Source organism: Lactococcus sp. EKM203L (genome assembly GCF_011800585.1).
Classification (GTDB): Bacteria; Bacillota; Bacilli; order Lactobacillales; family Streptococcaceae; genus Lactococcus; species Lactococcus lactis.
Window position 1 is genome coordinate 471,113 of the sequence record NZ_JAALEQ010000002.1, and the last position, 22,724, is coordinate 493,836.

18 protein-coding genes are annotated in these 22,724 nt (G+C 32.5%); 1 reads left to right on the forward strand and 17 read right to left on the reverse strand.

Features of this window, described 5'->3' with window-relative positions; genetic code table 11:
• Positions 1-14: 14 nt before the first annotated feature.
• From HFD15_RS05635 to ychF, 12 genes are all read right to left on the reverse strand, one after another.
• Positions 15-338, reverse strand: coding sequence for a hypothetical protein (locus tag HFD15_RS05635; protein ID WP_003132172.1), 324 nt, complete (start codon positions 336-338; stop codon positions 15-17).
• On the reverse strand, positions 338-712 hold the full coding sequence (locus HFD15_RS05640) for a septum formation initiator family protein (protein WP_003132171.1): 375 nt from the start codon (positions 710-712) through the stop codon (positions 338-340). Before HFD15_RS05640 ends, HFD15_RS05635 begins: the two co-directional genes overlap by 1 nt.
• 28 nt (positions 713-740) lie before the next feature.
• Positions 741-1,010: an RNA-binding S4 domain-containing protein gene (locus HFD15_RS05645; protein ID WP_003132170.1), complete on the reverse strand. Its 270-nt coding sequence runs from the start codon at positions 1,008-1,010 to the stop codon at positions 741-743.
• A gap of 121 nt (positions 1,011-1,131) precedes the next feature.
• Complete coding sequence (locus HFD15_RS05650; RefSeq protein WP_003132169.1) at positions 1,132-1,602, reverse strand: hypothetical protein; 471 nt, start codon at positions 1,600-1,602, stop codon at positions 1,132-1,134.
• 158 nt (positions 1,603-1,760) lie between these two features.
• Positions 1,761-5,246 carry a transcription-repair coupling factor gene (gene mfd, locus HFD15_RS05655; RefSeq protein WP_058208723.1) on the reverse strand — a complete coding sequence of 1,162 codons (3,486 nt, stop codon included), beginning with the start codon at positions 5,244-5,246 and terminating at the stop codon, positions 1,761-1,763.
• Positions 5,247-5,813, reverse strand: coding sequence for an aminoacyl-tRNA hydrolase (gene pth / locus HFD15_RS05660; protein ID WP_003132167.1), 567 nt, complete (start codon positions 5,811-5,813; stop codon positions 5,247-5,249).
• Between the two features lie 17 nt (positions 5,814-5,830).
• The gene (locus HFD15_RS05665; RefSeq protein WP_167593265.1) at positions 5,831-6,301 is read right to left on the reverse strand and encodes an AAA family ATPase; all 471 of its coding nucleotides are present in this window, start codon (positions 6,299-6,301) and stop codon (positions 5,831-5,833) included.
• Between the two features lie 200 nt (positions 6,302-6,501).
• The gene (locus tag HFD15_RS05670; protein ID WP_167593264.1) at positions 6,502-7,137 is read right to left on the reverse strand and encodes an ABC transporter ATP-binding protein; all 636 of its coding nucleotides are present in this window, start codon (positions 7,135-7,137) and stop codon (positions 6,502-6,504) included.
• A gap of 1 nt (position 7,138) precedes the next feature.
• The gene (locus HFD15_RS05675) at positions 7,139-9,109 is read right to left on the reverse strand and encodes a DUF1430 domain-containing protein (protein ID WP_058208726.1); all 1,971 of its coding nucleotides are present in this window, start codon (positions 9,107-9,109) and stop codon (positions 7,139-7,141) included.
• Positions 9,110-9,119: 10 nt separating this feature from the next.
• Positions 9,120-9,461 (reverse strand): hypothetical protein, encoded by a 342-nt coding sequence (locus HFD15_RS05680; RefSeq protein WP_058204262.1) that lies wholly within the window; start codon positions 9,459-9,461, stop codon positions 9,120-9,122.
• A gap of 255 nt (positions 9,462-9,716) precedes the next feature.
• Positions 9,717-10,040 (reverse strand): helix-turn-helix domain-containing protein, encoded by a 324-nt coding sequence (locus HFD15_RS05685; protein WP_058204263.1) that lies wholly within the window; start codon positions 10,038-10,040, stop codon positions 9,717-9,719.
• Positions 10,041-10,151: 111 nt separating this feature from the next.
• The gene (gene ychF / locus HFD15_RS05690; RefSeq protein ID WP_167593263.1) at positions 10,152-11,267 is read right to left on the reverse strand and encodes a redox-regulated ATPase YchF; all 1,116 of its coding nucleotides are present in this window, start codon (positions 11,265-11,267) and stop codon (positions 10,152-10,154) included.
• Between the two features lie 281 nt (positions 11,268-11,548).
• Between ychF and HFD15_RS05695 the strand changes: the two genes are divergently transcribed.
• Positions 11,549-12,106, forward strand: a complete 558-nt coding sequence (locus HFD15_RS05695; protein WP_010905025.1) for a helix-turn-helix domain-containing protein — start codon at positions 11,549-11,551, stop codon at positions 12,104-12,106.
• A gap of 9 nt (positions 12,107-12,115) precedes the next feature.
• Here the strand turns inward: HFD15_RS05695 and HFD15_RS05700 are convergent, their stop codons facing one another.
• The 5 genes from HFD15_RS05700 to dnaA form a co-directional block, all read right to left on the reverse strand.
• A complete protein-coding gene (locus tag HFD15_RS05700) occupies positions 12,116-12,316 on the reverse strand; it encodes a DUF951 domain-containing protein (protein ID WP_003132155.1) in 201 nt (66 codons plus the stop codon).
• Positions 12,317-12,352: 36 nt separating this feature from the next.
• Complete coding sequence (gene addA, locus HFD15_RS05705; protein ID WP_058208728.1) at positions 12,353-15,964, reverse strand: helicase-exonuclease AddAB subunit AddA; 3,612 nt, start codon at positions 15,962-15,964, stop codon at positions 12,353-12,355.
• Entirely contained in the window at positions 15,957-19,256 is a 3,300-nt protein-coding gene (rexB, locus tag HFD15_RS05710; RefSeq protein WP_058208729.1) for an ATP-dependent nuclease subunit B, read from the reverse strand. The genes addA and rexB overlap by 8 nt, the downstream gene beginning before the upstream one ends.
• A 105-nt stretch (positions 19,257-19,361) precedes the next feature.
• Positions 19,362-20,504, reverse strand: a complete 1,143-nt coding sequence (gene dnaN, locus HFD15_RS05715; RefSeq protein ID WP_003130856.1) for a DNA polymerase III subunit beta — start codon at positions 20,502-20,504, stop codon at positions 19,362-19,364.
• A gap of 156 nt (positions 20,505-20,660) precedes the next feature.
• On the reverse strand, positions 20,661-22,028 hold the full coding sequence (dnaA, locus tag HFD15_RS05720; protein ID WP_015425593.1) for a chromosomal replication initiator protein DnaA: 1,368 nt from the start codon (positions 22,026-22,028) through the stop codon (positions 20,661-20,663).
• Positions 22,029-22,724 lie beyond the last annotated feature (696 nt).

The following is a 22,724-nucleotide window of genomic DNA, read 5'->3' on the forward strand; positions in this document are numbered from 1 at the left end:
TTCTTTTTAATTATTTAGTTCAATTCACGATTTTTTTGCTCAAGTTCTGTAAGTCTTTGGTGACTTGTTTCTAAAAATTCGGCATAGACATTTTTAAAAATTTTTTCTTGATAATTTAAATCAACCTTACCATCTTCGTGTATATTTGAAATTTCAACACCAATCAAATCTCCAATTTGTACTTTGGGTACATTTTTAGGGATTTGTGACCAACGCAAAAGTCCTCTATTTTTACTGACAGCTTTGTCAGCAAGTTTTTCTGTACTTTCGTCAAGTTTGTCAGTAGAAATTTTTACAAAAAGTCCAAATCTTGTAATGTTTTCAACTTGTCCAATCATTATTTTGACCCGTTACTTCCAATCAAGGGACTGTCAGTAGTAAAAACTTTTTCATCACTTTGTGAATATTCTTGACCGTCACTCCGAGCAAATTTTTGGAGATAGTTAGGATCCTGAAGTTTTGATATTTCTTCTTTTTTAATCGTTACTTCTTTAGAAAGACTCTCATATTGTTTCTTTGCACTTTGTTCTAAAGCTACTTGACTGTGCAAAGTTTCATATGATTTTATCAAACTCATACTTGCTAAACTAAAAAGTAAAATTGCCACGATCAAAATAAGCCCTAAATGTTTTCTTTTTGGTACTGGGTTTAAATTTCTTTTTTTATGCTTCTGAGTGTACTTATTATTTAGTTGAATCACTTGCTTTGCCATGACAACCTCCAATCTATTTTGATGATAATTACTCAACTTCTTCTGTAATACGAGTTTCGCTAATCATTTCATACATTTTATCAGCATCTTCTTTACGTGTAAACTCTTTTAATTCAGCAACCCGAACTTCAACAATTTTATTTCCGAAACGAATTTCAATTGTGTCATTAAATTTTACATCAGATGAAGATTTCGCTAATTTTCCGTTAATTTTAATCCGACCTTTGTCGGCAACTTCTTTCGCAACTGGACGACGTTTAATCAAGCGCGAAACTTTTAAAAACTTATCTAATCTCATGGTTTGATTATAACATATTTCATTTTGTTTGAAAATGCCTTTATTTATAATAATAATAAGGCTCCATCATTAGTGACAGAACCTTATTAATTTACTGACAGACCTGTCAGTAATTTTTTTATTATTTTGAACGTCTAAGTTCTTGATATTCTAGCCTTGCTGCTTTGGCGTCTTCTTTCATTGTTGGATAAGCTTTTTTTATATCATTAGCTGAAATAAAGAAGAAAACAATCGCAATAATTTCAATTGGAAGTAGAATAAGACTTGAAAGTCCTAAAGCAATATTTCCTGTCCCACCCGCTGAAACTTCGGTAACTAATAAAACCATAAGAACAACTCCTAATCCTTGAGTTACATACATTAAAATTGGTGCCACATGTTTTCTTTTTCTTACTAAATCCAGTTTACTTGCCCAAACATGAGCAAAAATCACAAAAACAAAAACGATTGTTCCAAAAGTTCCTTTATTGTACCCCACTAAAGATAATAGAAAAACAAGAATAATAAAGATTGGAATAATAAGATAGTAAGAATAAGTTTGATAGGGTCGGCTTTTTTCTCTCAACTCCGCTTTTGCTGCTTTTAAATCCACTTTTATAAATCTCCTTTAAGATATGAGTTTAATTTTATAAATTACATCTTGAGAATTTTTTCTCTTTATGTTTTTTATTTCCATAAAATTATTAAACTCTATTTTTTATAGTTTTATATAAAAGCATTGTATCATATTTATCTTTTTTTACAAAATAATTACTTGTTTTCGTAACTGTCTCGTATTTTTGATAATTCTTCAATAAAATTCATTATTTCGCTCAAAAGAACAACGGAGTTTCGATTTTCAATTTTAAAGCGGAAAGTCATTTTACCATATTTTTCCCCCACAGAAGCTTTCATGCTTGTTTTAGCCAAGGCTTTGAAATAATCTTGTGGGTCATAGGTGGTATTAGCCACTTTTTCCAAAGTAACAGTTGCTTCAAATCTCGATTTTTCAATTTTTTCAACTAAGGCATTATCTGCAAAGTGTTTTAAGAGACCAATTTCCAGAAGATAAGCGACTTCATCTGGATATTCTCCAAAACGGTCAACCAATTCTTCTTGTAGTTCTTCATAAATCTCCCGACTATCAATTTGACGAATTCGTTTGTAAATTTCAATTTTTTGACGTTCATCAGAAATATAATAAGCAGGAATAAAGGCATCCAATTCCAAAGAAATTTCCACATTTGAAGTCCGTTTTTGCTTACTTGTCCCAAGTTTAGCGTGAATGGCTTCTTCCAACAGTTGTGAGTACAAATCGAAACCAACAGAATCAATAAATCCTGATTGCTCACTTCCCAGTAAATTACCAGCACCACGGATAGACAAATCACGCATGGCAATCTTGAAACCTGAGCCTAATTCTGTAAAGCCTTTAATAGCTTCCAAACGTTTTTCCGAAACTTCAGACAATATTTTTTCAGGTCGATACATGAAATAGGCGTAAGCCACCCGATTTGAACGCCCCACTCGCCCTCTTAATTGATAAAGTTGTGACAAGCCCATCATATCCGCATTTTCAATAAAAAGCGTATTCGCATTTGGAATATCAACCCCAGTTTCAATGATTGTCGTTGCAACAAGCACATCATAATCACCTGCGATAAAGGCAAGTAAAGTATTTTCAAGTTGTACTTCAGTCATTTGGCCGTGTATAAAACCAATTCTTACTTCAGGAATTAATTCTTCTAATTGAGAAACTTTTTGCTCAATCGTGTCAACCCTGTTGTAAACATAGTAAACTTGTCCACCACGAGAGATTTCTCTCAACACTGCATCACGAACCACACCGTAGTTTGTTTCCATGACATAGGTTTGAACTGGATAACGGTTTGTTGGTGGTGTTTCAATAACTGACAAGTCACGAATTCCAAGCATTGACATATGTAGAGTCCTAGGAATAGGTGTGGCTGTCAATGTCAAAACATCAACCTGGGTTTTTAATTCTTTCAAACGTTCTTTATGCTTAACCCCAAAACGTTGTTCTTCATCAATAATCATCAAACCTAAATCAAAAAATTCAACATCTTTTGAAAGTAAACGGTGAGTTCCAATAATTAAATCAACTCGTCCTTTTTTCAATTTGGCTAGAATTTCAGTTTGCTGTGTTTTCGTTTGAAAACGGCTGAGAACTTCGACATTTACACCAAAGTTGATAAAACGTTCAGTAAAATTATTAAAATGCTGCTCAGCAAGAACAGTCGTTGGCACAAGAACTGCGACTTGTTTCCCGTCATTTATGGCTTTGAAGGCTGCTCGCATTGCAACTTCGGTTTTACCAAAACCAACATCACCAACTAACAAGCGGTCCATTGGCCGTTCAAGTTCCATATCATGCTTAATTTCATTGATTGAACGCATCTGGTCTTCAGTTTCAACATATGAAAAACCAGAATCAAATTCTTCTTGACTGGTGTCATCCGGCGAGAATGCAAATCCTTTTTTCGCCTGACGTTCAGCATAAAGTTTAATCAAATCATCTGAAATATCTTCAACTTGTTTACTGACAGAAGACATGGTTTTACGCCAACGCCCATCGTTCAGTTTATTGATTTTAGGACTTTTTCCTTCACCAGCTGTATATTTACTGAGTAAATCTAGGTGATCAACTGGAACAGAAATTGTATCCCCATTTTGATATTGAATGGTCAGATAATCACGATGCATTCCGCCGACTTCAAGAGTTTGTAAACCTAAATATTTCCCAATCCCATGATTCTTATGGACAACAAAATCACCAACAGCGAGTTCATTGTAATCTTTTAGCCTTTCTGCATTTGTAATATTCAGTTTGCGTGCCTTTTTCTTACGCATTTTACCAAATATTTCATGCTCAGTCATGACGACTAATTTTTCATCGAGGAAATTAAAACCATTGGATAATTGCAAATCAATCAGATTGACTTTACCCACTTGAATAGATTTTCTGTCAACCTCTTGTAAACTTAAATCTAATTCATGGAGTGATTTACGGAGTTTTTCTGATGATACAGCTAAAACAACTGTAAACTCTTGCTTAATAAATCGTTCAACTTCAGTGTAAAAAAGTTCTAATTGACCGAAAAATTGTTGCATTGAATGTTGTTTGAAATTATAAAGTTGTTCAAATCTGAGATTTCCGAGCCCTTTTTGGAAATTTGAAAAGAAGGTAGCAGGCTTATAATTTCTAACTTTTGCCATTGTATCTAGCAAATAAGTCTGCCCTTCAAATCCTCTTTCCATTGCTTTTTCAGATAAAATGAAATCTGCTAATTCCATTTCTAACTTATTATTCATTTCATTTACTTTTTGAAAATCATCAATGAATATTTGAACATTTTTTGGAAAATAATTTAAAAGTGAAGTTTTTTTATCATAAAAATACTCCGCAAATTTTCGTAAATCTTTGTGATAATAGTGATTTTGAGCTGCTGAAATCACTTCTTCCATATATGATTTTGCTGACGGGTCTGTCAGTAAATTTGTCATTTCTGTCAGTGATTTTGCACCCTTGTCAAATTCTTTGTCAGTCAAAATAAAATCACTGGCCGGATATATTTCCAAACGTTCAAGGCTTGTCAGTGAACGTTGACTCTCCACATCAAATGAGCGAATCGTATCTACTTCATCACCAAAAAACTCTAAACGTACCGGATTTTCCGCATCTAAAGGATAAATATCAACGATATCTCCTCGCATTGAAAATTCACCTGGCGTCATCACGCGCTGTGTCTTTTCATAACCAGCTTTTGATAATAAATTAACTAAATTTGATAAATCATACTCATCCCCAGAGGTCAGTAAAAGATAATTTTCTAAAAAATTTTCGGGACTTGGTAAATAGCTCCGTAATGCCAAAAAAGGTACGACCAAAAATCCTGTTGACTTTTCGTCAAGTAGGAAATTAAGTGCCTCAAGTCGATAAGCAACTCGATCTTTAGATGCAAGTGCGAACTCTGCGTAGATGTTATCGTCAGAAAAAAATTGAAAAACTTTTTCTTCACCAAGCAAAGTTGACAGTTCATCATAAAGTTCATTCGCATGAAACTGGCTGTCAGTAACAATAATATATTTGTCAGCAACATTTTCATAAGCATTTGCCATCACTAAGCTCTTTGCTGTTCCTGACAATCCTGTCAGTAAAGTTCGCTCACGCTTTGAAAAACCTTGTTGCCATTTTTGTAGTTGCCAATTTTGGTCAAAAAATTCAATAATATTCATTTAGTTAAATTTATTCATTGTCTTTTGAAAATCACCATTTTCAAGATAGAATTTCATTGCATCAACAGCTTTGAAAATTCCATCTTGAGCGATTTCCTTATCTTCATTGTCAAAACCAGAGAGTACATGATTCACCACTGTCATACCATGTTTTGGACGGCCAATCCCAATTTTTACACGGTTAAAAGTTTGACTTCCCACATGTGTAATGACTGATTTTATTCCATTTTGTCCACCTGATGACCCTTTTTGTCTTAGACGCACGCGCCCGACTGGTGAATCCAAGTCATCATGCATGACCGTTAAATCTGCCTCGTCTATATTATAATATTTCAAAAGTGGCGCCACCGCACGCCCAGATTCATTCATAAAAGTCAAAGGTTTCACGAGAAACAATTTTTCACCATTCACAAATGTTGACGCGACAAGCGACATAAAAGGTTTTTCTTCTTTAAAATCAACATTCAGTTCTTTTGCCAGTAAATCAAGTGCCATAAAGCCCATATTATGTTTTGTTTTTTCATATTTATCGCCTGGGTTTCCCAAGCCAACAATCATTTTTGTCATTTTCTATTCTTTCTTCTCTATTTTTGAAAATTTTTTATAAATTGCCGAATTTCTCTTTTACTGTGTAAAACAATTTTATTTTTTTGAGCATTTATCAGTTCACTCCGGCCAATTTTTTGCCAGATAAACATCTGTTTTAACATCTGTAAACTTGGTCGATAAGTTGATTTTTCAAGTCTCAATTTTTGTTTTACATAGCGCTTAATTATCCGATATTTCAGTAAGTTTTTAGGTAAATCTAAATAAATAATCTTGTCAACTTTGTCTAACAATGGAATAAATCGTTTGCGTAATGTATCTTCAATGATAAAACACTCATTCTTAAAAATACACTCAATTGACTCGAAAACTTCTTTATCTGTTCGATTTCTTTCACCTTCATGAACGATATTATCCAAGTGAAACACGCGCATTGAGTTTTTTTCACTTAATTTCCTAGCCAACGTTGATTTTCCAGAACCAACTGTTCCGACAATATAGATTTTCATTAGTTTAACCTACCAAAATTACTGACAGACTTTTCAGCTGTCCTATTTTTATCTGTCAGTAAATATTTCAATAAAAGCCAAAAGGCCGATTCATAAAAATCAGCTTCTGAGATTATTATAACATGTTTATTTACCTAGAGGAGAAAAAAAAAGACCCAATATTTCTATTGAGCCTATTAACTTTTATCATAGATAATTCATTATTCACCAATCTCAATAACCAAATCACTAACTTCTTTCAGGTAAGAATCATGTGTCACAATGACAACCGTCTTTCCCTTATCAACTTCTTGACGCAAAAGAGCAATCACTTCATTTCTATTTTCTGTATCAAGCGAACCTGTTGGTTCATCTGCCAAAATCAGCTGACTTTCTTTTAATAAAGCCCGTGCAATTGCTACTCTTTGTTTCTCTCCACCAGAAAGACTATAAACTTTTGTATTTAATCGATGATTTATGCCTACTTGGAGTAACAATTTCTTCATCTTTTTTCGTTTTTCTTTTTTTGAAATTCTAGAATAAATCAGTGCTATCTCTAAATTTTTTTCGATTGTTTCATCTTCCAATAAAGCAAAGTTTTGAAAAAGATAGGAAATTTTATTTCTCCTCATCTTTAAAGCTAAGGAACTATTAAAAGGTGGTGCAAACTGACCGTTAAAATAATATTTCCCATCATCATAATCCTCAATTAAACCAATAATATTCAAAAGTGTTGACTTTCCCGCACCACTTGTCCCATAAATTGCGGTCATTTTTCCTTCCGGAATTTTTAAATTTAATTTATCAAAAATAATATGCCCTTTGTAACCTTTTGTCAGTTCTTCAATCTCAATCATTCTATTCTCCTTTCAAGACATTCAAAAATAGTCCTTTTTGTAGTTTTAGCAATATCAAAATAATAATCAAAATTTCTAAGACAAAATAAATTCCCAATGCTTCCAAAGTAATGTTAACGTTACTTCGAGTTAAAGCAAAGGCAAAGTATAAAAGTCCCTGCACAAAAACTATTGTAAAAAGAGATCTATAAGTTACGAAGAAAGAAATTCCATATAATCTTTTGACTGCAATCTTCTTTTTGTATGTTTCAAAATAAAATAAAGTCGTTGCCAAAATCATCGAAAGAAAAATAACAATAATCAAGCCATTCAAAACAATATAACTAGGTATAGAACCAACTATTGACATATTCGTTGTTTTATTTATACTATTCACAGTTATCATTGAAGGATGAGTTGTCAAAGCTCCCATAGTTTTCAAAGTTGGAGCTATTTTTTCATAAGTTCTCGTTTTTGAATCTTTAATTTTAAATTTTAAAACTGAATTATATAGAAAATTAGTATTTTTGGACGCATTTTTTGAAGTAAAAACCTCCATTACATCTGGGTCAGTTGTTCCATTATTGCCATCTAGAAGTGGTGCTCTTTGATTATTTTTAATAAAATAATATTTAATCTTAGAACTTTTAAACGAACTAGAAAAATCATATTCTTTTTTTATTTCAGATAGTTTTGACTTGTCCTTTTCAGCAATCAAAACAATTCCTGATTTTTCTTGAGAATTTATTTTTATTCTTTGGTTATCACTAGAAATTATCGAAAATTTTGAAAGATAATTATCATTTACTTGCAGAACATTATTATTATTTTCATCATAAGCAGAAGCCAAATAAACATAAAGTCCCTCATGCTTTTCTGCATAATCAAATAATTTAACTGACGAGGGCATCTGATTACTATTTAGACCATAACCCACAAATTCCGGATAAAGAACAGCATATTCTTGTCCAATTTTAGAATTTGTTCCAATATCAGCGTTCATAAAATATAGTAATGATGCGGTAGTAGAAACCGTCACTAAAAAGACAAATGCTTTTACGGCATAAAGAATATAGTAACTATATTTAAAAAAAGGTTTAGAATTAAGTTGATTTGTAAGAGAAAAACTAGACACAATTACTATGGCAACATAAGAAAAAATAATTACTAGTCCACTAAGTAAAAGCATTTGAATCGTATAATTAAGATTGAAAGCTCTAAAAGCAACCAAACTCGCTATTATATAAGTTGTCAAAGAAAGCATAACGAATTCTTTTAAAAATAATTGTCTCCCTAATTTATAAGCACTTAGACCATTTAAGCGATAAATGGAAATTGCTTTGTTATTAGACAAAAGCCATACAAATAAAAAAATAGCAAAGAATATAACCGAAACACTTATGAAAAATACGAGATTGTTACTATTTAGACTTTCAAAATCTGTGGCTGTCATTTGAGAAGAATTAGCATGAGGAATTATTAACTTACTTACGTCTGTATTTACTTGATAATTTGTTTTTATGGCATTAGAAAGTTCTTGAATAGCTTTTTTGTTTTTCTTGTTTTGAACAAAAATATCACTATTTTCTAATTGTACATTAGATATTTCAGAAGAGGGTTCATTACAAAATCGGTAAGTAAAACCATGTGAAAAAATCACTTGTTGATTCGATTTTCGATAATCCGTTTTAAAAAATATTACTTCATTTTTATTTTTTAATTGATTGGCATTTCCTTTACCATCACTATCAATTCCAACATAAGAAAACCTAAAGATAAAAGGTGTATCTGTTTTTTTTGATACACCTTCTATGAGTCGAAACAATTTACGATTAGTATTGATAGATGAAGGAATGAAAATTTGTTGATAATTTTTTACATCATACAAATCTGCTATTTTTTTATCTGCGTGGCTATCTTTAACCATATTTGCACTTGAAAAAGAAATAACACAAATAAGTATGAGTAATACAAATTTAATAATTCTATTCATACTTATCCTTTTATAGTTTTACATACCAACCATTTAATACTCCATTCCAAGCACCAATAACTGTTGCTTGAGATGTTTTTTTAGCGCCTGCGGTAGAACTAAAGCCTATTCTACTTCCAACTTTTACCCAAGTATAATGTCTTACATTTAAGTTTGCATTATCATGTCCTTTGGCTTGGCCAATCGTCGGATTAAATCGTTCGATATAATTCGTATTCCAACCACCAGAAACGAAAACCTGTGCCGAAGCAAAAGCTGTTCCTGAGATAAGTGCAGTTGCCAGCACTAAAACCGATACTTTTCTCTTTAGATTTCTGCGTCTAATCAGAGCGCGTGTCATTGTAAGTTCCATTGTGTTCCTCCTTCAAATTGTTTATAAGCTAGCTAAAATATCTATCAAAGTGCTAGTACTTTTCTTCTGATATGATAGAGTAATACTATTTTGTCAACGCTTTCTTGAAAGTAATTATACTCGGATTTAATTTATTTGTCAAAATTTTAACCTTAAAAAAACTTAATTTAACAAAACGTAACTTTAAGATTTACATCGTACTCTTTTGAATGTTTTTACTAAACAAAAAAAGACCAAAATGGTCTTTCATTATCATCAAAACAAATGTAAAACAAATTTCAAAATAAAAAGTAAAGGAATAATAAATCCCCAACCCACCTTATAAATTAACTTCAATGTCCGTTTGTCATCAATTTCATGTTTTGCTTTTTCTTCCATCTTTTTGTCACCTTTGAGCAACGTGTCCAAAGAACAATCGAAAATTTCACTAAGTAAGATAATTTGGTCTGTTGTTGGTAGTGATTTTCTTGTCTCCCATTTTGAAATTGATTGACGAGAAATATGCATTTTTTTCGCCAATTCTTCCTGACTGAGATTTTTCATTTTACGATTTTCTTTGATTATCTGAGAGATTTCCATGTTGCCTTCCTTTCATGCTTTAAGAGTATCGTTTTTTATTCTTCAACTCAAGCATTTTTAGGTTGCAAAAATGCACCGATTCGGTGCATTTCTTCATTTCATTTACAAGGTTTACACGTTGAAACGGAATTCCATAATGTCGCCATCTTGACCAACATATTCTTTTCCTTCTTCACGCAAGCGACCGGCTTCACGAACAGCTTTTTCTGAACCGTATTTAAGCAAATCATCATAAGACATAGTTACTGCGCGGATAAAGCCTTTTTCAAAGTCTGTATGGATAATTCCTGCCATTTGTGGAGCTTTCATTCCACGTTTGAAGGTCCAAGCACGGACTTCTTTTTCACCAGCAGTAAAGTAAGTGGCCAGGCCAAGAAGGTGGTAAGCTGCACGAGTCAACATATCAACACCAGATTCTTTTAAGCCAATTGCTTCCAAAAATTCTGCTTTTTCATCATCTTCCAACTCTGAGATTTCTTCTTCAACACGAGCAGAAATCACAGCAACTTCAGCATTTTCAGTCGCCGCAAACTCACGAATTTGTTTCACGTATTCGATATTATCAGGTTCGCCTACTTCATCTTCTGAAACATTAGCTACATAAAGAACTGGTTTACTTGTCAATAAGAACAAGCTTTTAAGAACCTTTGTTTCATCTTCGTCAAAGTCAATTGTTCGTGCTGATTTACCATCTTCAAGTACCGGTTTGAGCTTTTTCAAAACATTAAATTCTGCGACCGCATCTTTATCTTTTGCCGTACGAGCAACTTTTTCAACACGCGCATAACATTTATTGACTGATTCTAAATCGGCCAAAATTAATTCAAGATTAATTGTTTCAATGTCTGCCATTGGATCAATAAAAGCATCTTCACGATTATTTTCACGCATTACATTTTCATCATCAAAAGCTCGAACAACGTGAATGATGGCATCTACTTCACGAATATTGGCAAGAAATTTATTTCCTAGACCTTCTCCGCGTGAAGCCCCTTTAACAATCCCAGCAATATCTGTAAATTCAAAAGTTGTCGGAACAGTTTTCTTAGGTTTAATCAACTCTGTTAACTTGTTTAAACGTTCATCCGGTACTTCTACCATCCCAACATTTGGGTCAATTGTTGCAAAAGGATAGTTTGCAGCTTCTGCGCCTGCTTTTGTAATTGCATTAAAAAGAGTTGATTTACCAACGTTTGGTAAACCAACGATACCTGCTGTTAAAGCCATGTTTTATATTCTCCAAAATTAAGATTAATTAGTTCTAATTATACTGTAAATCGCCTAAAAACACAATAAAGGCAAGGAAAATCATAGAAAATCTCTAAGTTTACAAGTTTACACAAGGCTCGTAAACAATAGAGCATGTCATCACTAGCCTTTATTTTAAAGGCTTGCCACAAAATGTTACCCTAAAATACCACCTATGTTCTTGCTTTTAACTTCGCTTTAGTTGATAATGAAATCAGAAACAAATCACTAAATCACCCATTTAAATTTAAGGAGAAAAAATGCTCGGAGAAAATTTACAAAAAGCTCGTCTTGCCCAGAAGCTCACACAAGAAGAAGTTGCAAAAGAACTTTATTTTAGTAGACAAGCCATTTCACGTTGGGAATCCAATAAAACTGAACCAAATTTTGAAACATTGATTGCCCTAGCCGAATTATATGAATCAGATTTATCAGCTTTTGCTCAAGGAATTGAACCACAAAAAAGAAAGAAACATATCAACCTATTTGCTGGTTTTGGCTTAGTCTTTTTTAACTTCGTTCTTGGTTTCTGGTTGATAATTACTACTGCTTTGATTCTTTTGGCTCTCTATGCTATTATATTAGCTTTATTCCTTGCTCCATTTATTATGATTTTCGCTGTTGCTACTCATAACCCACATATTACTTTTGGGAATGCGAATGGAGCAACAGGTTTTGACTGGTGGTACTGGTTAGTTGCGATTATCGCTTGTTCGCTGATGGTTCTTGTTAGCCCTTTGATTTGGCGATTTACAAAGTTACTTTACTTTTGGCTTATTAAATACCTCAAATTTAATCTCAAATCGGTTTATAATTAAAAAAAGGGCTCACTTGAGTACCTTTTTTATTTTTTTATTAAAGTCAAAACGACTCATCATCACTTCATGATTGCAGTTTGTACATCTTATCTTGATATCTGCACCCAATCTAGTGATTTCCCAAGCATTTGCTTTTTTACCAGTCGCCTTAACAGTGCAGGCATGAGGTTTCTTCATCTCGACAATTGAACCTAATTCATATTCCAGCATTATCTATCCTTTCTATACAATCCCTGTCATTATAATCTAATCATCTAGTTTTTCAACAAAAACTTGCTGAGGGCCTCCTAATAAAATGAGATACTTGTCAACTTGGTTGACATCGTAGGCTTTTTTCAAAGCCTCACTATAAAGATTCATCTGATCTCTATAACGCTCTTTTATTTCAGAAATAGCTGAAGAACTTGTAAATCTATCCGTCTTATAATCAAATAGAACGATTTTATCAGTAAGTTTAACAAATCCATCACAAATTCCCCGAACAATATACTGCTCTTTAGCAAATTCATCTGTTCTCAACATTGAAAATGGTGCTTCTTTAACTGTTTTATCAACATTTTCCGATAAAAACTGACCGAAATCTGTATCAAACAAAGTCAAAATTTTAGCAATATCAATTTGATTTTTTATTTTTTCATCAAATCCCATTTCATCAAGTGTCGCTTGAAAACTAAATAAATCTGCTTGAGAAAAATCTGCATACTGCATAAAACTATGAGTTGCCGAACCGATTTCTGCAGCAGTAACTTTCTTAGGACCAAAATCAGAAAAATCTAGCTTTTTGACCCGAGTAAATTCACTTTTCGGTTGAATTTCACCCACTTTTAATTGTTTTTCGTAGCTTCGTTTTTTAACCTGACTTGGTGTTTGAATACTTGAAAGCTCTGTTGCTGCTTGATGTGGATATTCATAATTCATAATTTTTTGAGCTTTTTGTATTTCATCAGAATAGGCCATGATATTATCAAATTTTTCCGATTCTTCGACCAATTTTTTGAAATCAGGTTGACTTGTAAATTCAAGTTTTTCTGCTTCCAACTCTTCTTTTGTGTAGACATTGAGTTTCATCGGAAGTTTTGTGGCATTTTGAAGCGCCAATATCCAGTGTTGAAAACCGCGACTTGAATTACGAAATTTATCTTCTAAAATCTTCCCTTCTAAACTTGCATTATCATAAAGGTCAAGTCCTGATTTTTTATCTGTTTCTTTTATTTTTCCAACAAGATAAAGTTTTTTCTTTGCTCGTGTAAATGCAACATATAAAACACGCATTTCTTCTGAGAGAGCTGCTCTTTGTTTTAAGTCTTTATTCACCATATAAGGGAATGTTTCCATTTTCACTAAAGCATAAGGGAAATCAGTTATAACATCTGCTTCATCCTTTAAATCAGCAATAAGCTTCATTCCTAAACCATTTTCACGACTTAGGATAACATCTTCTTTCAAATCACGATCGTTGAAACGAGATTGTAAATTCATTAAAAAGACATAATCAAATTCTAATCCTTTTGATTTATGGAAGGTCATCACTCGAACAGCATTTTGAGGAAGTTTTATATTAACAGAAGCTAAATCATTATTTTGTTCCATAAATTTGTTGATTAATCTTACAAATTTAAATAATCCTTTATAACCAGAACTTTCATATGATTCTGCTCGAACCGCTAAGGCTTGTAAGTTCGCTTGGCGCATTTCACCATTTTTTAAGGCACCAACATAGTCAAAATAGTAGGTTTCGGTATATATTTTCCAAAGTAAATCATGAATTGCAACTTGGTTTACAAGTTTACGCCACTCTGTAAACTTCTTATAAAATGCTTTAAGCTTGTTCTCTAAGGAAGGATTGATAAGTTCTGGATTTTGTCCTTCTTTATTAAGTGACAAAAGAATTTTATCCCAAAATCTAAGGTCATGGCTTCCTTGAGTACTGATTCTAGTTAATTCATCTTCATTAAATCCAAATAACGGAGACCTTAACATCGCAACCAATGATAAATCATAGAGTGGATTATCAATTGCTCGTAAAACGTCTAGCATAATTAAGACTTCCATTGATTTCAAAAAATCAACTCGACCTTCATCAAGAACGACCGGAATATCGTAACTAAGCAGAATATCCTCAATTTTATTATTATTTGATTTAGAACGAACCAAGATTGCTATATCTTTTGGTTCAACTCCAGCTTCAATCAATTTTTTTATTTCTTGAGCTGCTCCTTTAATCTCTCCATCCGAAATTCTTACTTCGGATTCATCTGTTTCTTCATCACTTGTATTTTCTTTGTATAAAAGAAGTTCTGGATAAAAATCTTTCTCAGATTCAACTGGATAATCAGTAATATTTCCTTGAACTAATGCTTCTTCTTTGCCATAAGTCATCTCACCTAATTTTTCATCCATCAGGTGTTTAAAGATATCATTTGTAAATGTTAAAACCTCACCACGTGAACGAAAGTTTTCTTTTAAGCGAATTAGTTGATTTGGATTTTCTGTCTTGGCATAGTCTTTATATTTTTCTAAAAAGAGGCCAGGGTCAGCTAAACGAAAGCCATAAATTGATTGCTTAATATCACCAACCATGAAGAGATTATGTCCATTCGATAAAAGCTCCAGCATTCGCTCCTGAGTGTGGCTGGTATCCTGATACTCATCAATCATGATTTCATCATAATGTTCTCTTAAAGTTTCACGTATATCTGGATTTTCCTCTAAAATTTCGATGGCAAAGTGTGCAATATCAGAGTACTCAAAGGCATTTTCATTCTTTTTACGTTCTAAATAACTTTGGTAAAACTCAATAACAAATTTTTGTAAGTTTTCTGCGATTTCAAATGCTTGATTTTGATATTTTTCAATCAACTGACCATGTTTTATTTTATCAACAAACTTCCGAATTTCTCCAGGTTTGGATTTCGAGCCCACTAAGTCTTGTTTTTGTGCTGAAAAATCTTTTTTCAGAGCCGAAAGTATTTCATCTTTTGAAGAACCCACTCGAATATCTGTATCTATTGATAAAAATAGTTCTGTGAAAGTTGCAAAATCTTTAGTGGTTATTGCTTCTAAGAGTTCATTTTTATTATCTAAAATAAGATTGGCCTTATCACGTCCAGCCCCTTTTTTAGCAATTACTCCATTGGTTAATGAAGTTTCTAGAAGTTCAAAAAATATCAGTAAATTCTCTTTTATATCTGCTGAAAAATCTGCAGACAAGTCTGTCAGTGATTTATATGTTTCAAAACCTTTTAAAAATTGATCTTCTAACCACTTTATTGGATTTTCAGTTGCTGAAGCAAAACGGTAAATAGTGTAAACTACTTTTTGAAAACCAGCAATATTTCTGTCTTTAGAAAAATTTTTTATAAGTTCTTCAAATTTTTCTTTTGAAATATTCAATCCATCATCTTCTGATAGATAAGACTCAACCAATTGTTCAAAGACTTCTTGTCTAATTAAATCACTCTCTGTTTGATCAGCTAAGATTCGGAAATTCGGGTCAATATTTACTCGATTGAAATTCGTTTTTGTCAATTTTTGTGTGAAACTATCCATAGTTCCAATATCAGCATTTGACAGGTTCTGTAAAGCAAGTGTCAACCTACGAGCTTGATTTTCATCAGAACTTTCTTGTCTGGCTTTTTTCAAATCTCGCTCAAGCCGCATCCGTAATTCGCTTGCTGCTTTTTTTGTAAATGTGGAAATGAAAAGTCGATCAATTTCAATTCCTTGTTTGACTTTCTCGACAATTCTTTGAGCCATAACAAAAGTTTTTCCGGAACCAGCACTCGCTGAAACTAGAATATTCTTACCAGAACTATGAATGGCTTCATTTTGCTCTGGAGTTAATTTTACTTCACTCATTTCGCCCTTCTCCTTTTAATTCTGCTAAGATTTCTGCTTGGGATTTTTGACCAATTTCACGACTATGCTCATTCATGTGTACATTTGCTTCAAATCGACAAATAGATTTAAGCGGACAGTAGCGACAACCTCGAACATTACCTGTTTGATCAATCCCTTCGGAGCGTTTCATAATTGGATTTATTGCAATCTGACCACTCTTAAGTCGCTGACCAGCATGCTGATAATGATTTTCATTCAATTTTAAAAGCTGTTCAAATTCTTCTTGATTGTAAATATTAGATTTTTTTACAGTAATATTTTCTATTGCTTTAATTTGGTCAGCTGCCTCTTCCAAAACTAAACCATCATAGCGCATTGATTCTTTCAATAAGCCAGCAATCTCTGATAAATGATTGATTTCTGATAAGTTAATTGGTTGATTTTTAAATTGTAAATAAAGAGCACCCCATATTTTTTGATTAGGAAAAGCTTCTTTAATCACGTCTAAATAGGTCATAAATTGTAAACTCAGACCGTCATAAGCATCCTGTAATTTAAAGGAATGAGCACTTGATTTGTAATCTATAGCTCCTAAATAATCAGAAGAAAGTTGGTCCAAACGGTCAATTCTTCCTCGTAAGTAAATATCGTCAACAGAAAAATTACCTAATTCACTTTTTGGTAAGCCAAAACTACTTTCTGTCAGTAAAGTTTTAAGTTCATCAGTAGAAACTGTTTCCTTTAAAACTGTTGCAGTCTGTCTAACAATTTCTTCTAAATTGGTCCAAGTAAATCTTGCTGTTGCATCCTGAGTAAAATAACGAGAGTAATTACTGTCAACATCATGTAAAACTTTTGTCAATTTTTCATCAAAATTTTCAGCTGACAAAGCTTCTTCTTGCATGACTTTTTCAAAAACTTCATGGAAAAAGTTACCGACAATTTTGGAATTTATATCAATATTTTCAAAAGTTTCCAGACCCAAAGTGGTCTCTAAAAAGTACTGATATTCACAGTTATAAAAGCGTTCAAAAGAACTGACAGAAGCATAAAGTTTATCACCATAAATTTTGTCTAAGATTTCTTTTGATAAGTTGACCGTATCAATATCTTTAGCTAAATCCAATAATATTTTTTGAAAATCAGGATTTGACTTAACTAAGATTCGGAAAATACTAGACCAAAAAACTCTTTTGTCATCATTTTTTTCTTCAGTTTCAACAAGTTCACGCTCAATTTTTCCAATCATAGAAATCACTGAACGACTGTTTCCAATGTGCTCTAAGCTTTCAAAAAGATTGACTTCTTGAATTTTTTGAAGAATTTTTTCATCCGAATGATTCAAAAATAATTGGAAAACTGGTGAAAATTCTCCTTGCTCATTTGCCATAATTTGTGGCATGGACAAAACTAAAGTTTCTTTTGCTGAATTCACTAAAGAAAGGACTGTAAACTGATTTTTTTGATAGTTGACAACATTCAACTGTTCAATAAACTGATTTTCATCAGTTGTTTGATTGATTTCTAGTCGTTCTTCATCGGATAAAAGTGTTGAATTTTTCTTTATTCTTGGAAAATTGGTTTGACTCAAACCAATGGCATAGATATATTTATTAGTTTTAGGTTCAACAAGTTCATAATCTTTGATGTTTACAACATCAACGTTTGCTGGAATTTGTCGATATTTCGCATTTTTCAATCCTGCTAATAAAATATCTAAAAACTCCACACTTTTCAATTTTTCATCAGAAAAAACGGCCAAAAACTCATTCAATATCGAAATAAGCATTTGCCAAACTTGTTCATGTTTATCAGCCATTTGGTGCTTATTTTCAGATTCTGCTTCTGAAAAATAAGTGTTCATATTGGCCATTACATTTCCATTTTCAAGTAAAACTTGTAAATCAGAAACCCATTTTTTTCCTGTTTTTTGCCGATTTGTCCCCAAAAAGGCTTGTAAAGGAGAATCATTTCCCAATAAGTTTTCGCGAAGTTGATTCACTAATTCAATTTTAGAAAACTCACTTTCATTGAATGCTTCCGTAAATTTTTTTCGACCAGAAGTCTTATATTTTTGAACATAGTATTCAAAGTAATCAATGACTTCTTCATCTAGGTTGACATCAGTGTAAACCTTACTTTTTAGAAGATTGACAACATCATCTGTCCGATAATTATTCTTTTTAATTGAAAGTAAACTTTCAAAAAAGATAACCAAAGGATGCTGACTCATTGATTCTTCTTGGGCGTAGAAAAATGGAATCTCGTAAAGTTCAAAAATTTCTTTCAAAGTAATTTCATAAGCAGCTGGATCGCCTACTAAAACTGTAAAATCTTTGAAAAAAGCCCCCTGACTTATTTTTTGTCTAATTTCCTTTGCGACACCTTCAATTTCAACTTTTTGATTTTCGGCTTCCCAAATTCTGAAATATTTTGCATCAGCAGAATTTATTTCAATATTTTGATCAGAAATGGCAAATCGTGAATCCAAATCGAGTAATTTTGTCAACTTGTTGTAAACTTCATTGACAGATGAAAAAGCCATTTTTCTTAGTTCTACTGGAAATTTACTGCGAAAACGCCCAATCATTTGACTCGTACTGATATAAATTGTTTCAGATCCGGTTGTCAGTGAATTTTCATCACTGTAAGTTCCAATGACAAAACGTGCCACTCTATCTTGAATACTTTCAATAAAAAGCTCTTCTTCCGCAGAAAATCGAGTATATCCATCAATGACAATTGTCACATCTTTGAGTTGAAAATCAAATTCCCCATCAGCAAGACGACTAGTAAAATCACCAAATTCTGAGTAGTTAGCATAGTCATTTGCTAATTTTTCTTCAAATCTACTTAAAATCTTTTTTAATTCTTGATTTTTAGGGCTGTCAGGTAAATTTTCTACTGACAGATTTGCTGTCAGTAACTCTGTTCTTAACTGAATTAGCATTTCCAAAAAACCAGCAGAATCCTGTAGAGAAAAATACAGCGGAATTTCTTCTTTTGAAAAACTCCTCAAAACACGTCGAAAAAGCATTGAAAGGCCTGCTGTGCCTAACTCTGTCTTTGCTGTCGCTTTTTCCCGCTTATCAAAATAATAAGGCAATTGCTTAAAACGAGTGACGAGTAAGTCAAAAACTGCTGCATCACTTCCCTTAGCCAAGCGCTCTAAAATTTCTTTCTCCTTCTCAAATGACATTGAAGAAGGCACAATGTAATAAACTTTTCGATTTTTTCCAAGTTCTTCAAGAGAAATCTCTAATAGTCCCTCTGTTAAATCTTGTGTAATTTCAGTATATAAAATTTCCATAAAAAATAGACCTAACTTTCGTTAAGTCCATTATAACAAAATCTAAATTTACTGACAGACATTTTCGTCAGTAAATCTAAGCTGACAAAAGAGCTGTCAGTAAAATTAATTTGTACGTACTGGTGTAATCAATTGAACAAATCCAGATTCTTCATTACGTGGTTGTAAAGTGAACGGACGAACATTAGAAATAAAGCGAATACGAACTTCTGGTGCTTTAATCACTTTCAAAGCATCAATCAAATATTCAGGATTAAAGCTGATTGCTAAGTCATTTCCTTCTTTTGATAAGGCCGTCAATTCTTCATGGACAGAACCGACCTCAGGAGAGTTGGCTGTAGTTACTACAGAATCACCAGAAACCGTCAATTTTACAGTTCCATTAGTTGTCATTACTGTCAACAAACGCGCACGATCCATTGTATGACGCAATTGCGCAGCATCAAAAACTAAATCTAAAGTATAATCAGCTTCATTTGGAATTAAACGATTAGTATCAGGATAAGATCCTTCAATCAAACGACTATAATAACTAATTGTTTCATTTCTAAAAAGCATTTGGCTTCCACTAATGAAAATTTCAATCTCTTCTTCATCATTTGTGAAAACATTTTTAAAACTATTGATTGATTTACTTGGCAAAATAACATCAAATTTTAATTCTGAATCTTCTAAAGGCAATAAACGTTGACTCATCCGATGTGAGTCAGTTGCGACTGCTTTTAATTCTCCAGTTGATAAAGTTTCTAAATGAACACCTGTAAAAATGGGACGATTTTCTTGAGTACTTACAGCAAAAACTGTTTCTGTAAAAATTTCTTTAAGTACTTTAACTTTCATTTTCAATGAAGAGCCTTCGGAAATTTCTTGTAAATGCGGATAGATTTCTGAATCCAGGCCTTTTAAAGTAATTTCTGACTTACCAGAAGTTAACAAAACTTGCTTTTGTTCTTTTTCAGTAAATTCAAGAGTGACTTCTGGTAATTGACTTACCACATTTTCAAAGAAAGCAGCTTCTAACAAAACTGAACCCGTTCCTGAAATAAGCATACTTGCATCTTTATTATCAACAGGTAAAAAATTCTTAATTGAAATTTGACCATTTGAACCAATTAAAGTAATTCCATTTTCTTCAACTTCAATTTTTAACTTTGTTAAAGCAGGAATTGTTACTTTAGAACCAATTGCTTGTTTGGTAATTCTCAAAGCATTTTGAAACGCATTTTTATTAATTGAAAATTTAATCATGAGATTCCTTTATAATTTCTTTTTATAAATATAATAGTAATAGTAGTAGGTCCTGTGGATAATCTGTATAAGACAAATCCACTTAGAAGTATAAGCTTTTCCCCTGTGGATAATTAAAGAATAAGCATTTTATAAGTCCTTGAGTTTTCCACAGGTTTAAAATTTACGTTTAATGCTGTCGATGTCTTTTTGAACATCCATATCATTTTTCATCTTATCCGAAATTTGTTTATAAGCATACATTACCGTTGTGTGATCACGGCCGCCAAAAGCAGTTCCAATTGCCGGAAGACTTGTACCTAAAAGTTCTCTGACAAGATACATCGCAATCTGTCTTGGAAAGGCAATTTCCTTAGGGCGCTTAGGACCAACAAGATCTGAAAATGAAATATGATAATAATTAGCAACTTCATCTTGAATTTTTTTAATAGTAAGATTTGATAAAGATTGCTGAGTTGCATTTTTTAAAGAACGCAAAGCCTGACTTGCTGTCTCAATATCGACCACCGCAATGCCATTTGCTCGAGCCACAAATTCGACTCGATTTAGAGCGCCCTCGAGTTCGCGAACGTTTGAATCAATCTGACCAGCAATATAAGATAGAGTTTCACTCGGAAATTCTAAACGACTTGATTCAGATTTAATCAAAAGAATAGCCATCCGAGTTTCATAGTCAGGAGCCGTAATATCAGTAGTCAAACCCCAAGAGAAGCGTGAAACCAAGCGATCTTCCAAATTATTTAATTCTTGCGGAATACGATCAGAAGTTAAAACAATTTGGGAACCTTTATCATAGAGTGCGTTGAAGGTATTGAAAAATTCATTTTTCGTCCCCTCTTTATCACTGAAAAATTGCACATCGTCCAATAGAAGTAAATCTAAATTACGATAAGTATTTTCAAAATTCTCCATTTGGTTTTTTCGCGTTGCATTAACATAGTCGTTAACGAAATTCTCCGAAGAAACATATTTAATTCGAGCAGTCGGATTGTCAGTCAAAATCTGATTTCCAATTGCATGCATTAAATGCGTCTTACCTAGACCAGCTCCACCATAAATAAATAGTGGATTATAGGTATCACCAGGTTTATCAGCAACAGCAATTGCCGCAGCCAAAGTCCAACGGTTACCAGGACCTTGCACAAAATTTTCAAAATTATATTTCTCGTTGAGACCACTAACCAAAGGAGAAGCGGGTTTAGCAGTAGAATGCGGCTGCTCTTCAATAGAAGATTGATTATTTAAACGATGAAGTTCCAGTTCAGTTAACTCATCATTTGCATAGAGTTCATAATCAATCATCCGACCAAAGACCTCAAATCCCGCCGTTGTGATCAAATCGGACTGTTTTTTCCAATAATCTTTTTTCATTCCACTATCAAGCAAGATATTGGCAGTATCTTGCTCGACAGACATTAATTGAGCAGGCTCAATAAAAAAATCATAAGCTTGTTTACCGATACTCTGCCGAGCTAGTTCGGTTACACGGGCCCAAAATTTTTGATTTTCATTAAGAGATGCCATATTACTCCTTTACTTTTTAGTTTGTTGATAACTCATTATATCATTTCACATTATATTTTTCCACAGTCTGTTGAAATTAACAAAAGAAAGTTTTCCACCATAAGAAAAAGTTATTAACAAAACTGTGGATAATGTGTAAAAGTTTTTTTATCCACAGAAAAAAAAGAGTAATATCAAATGCATACAGACTTATCCACAAATCAAAAAAAGTCAAATTTATAGATTATTTACTGTGGAAAAAGAAAAAATTAAGAAAAATTTACCACAGCTTTTAGACAGTCAGTTCTATCTTTGGGGATATTTTATCTCTAATGTAATAAAATCCAAGAATTTGAAAATAAAATGTTAAATTTTAAGTTTTCTACTATATAAAGACGGAATATAGAGACGAATTATTTGCTACAAAATAAAAGAGAATTCAATTTTCTATTATTTATAATAAAAATTTAGTTAAGCTTAAAAACATCATTTCTATGTGAAAAATCAAAGAATTTTATTCTCAGAAGGTAAAGAATACTAAAATAAGCACCTTATCTTATTAAAAAATAAGAAAAAATATAAACTAATGAAAATCAATGGTGGCATGAAATAAAGCGAATACAGGAGAGGGAAAAAGCGAACGTAAGATAAAAAAAGGTATAAAAGTCACAGTTAATTCTTGACAAGTTTAGGTAGGTTTGATAGAATATAATAGTT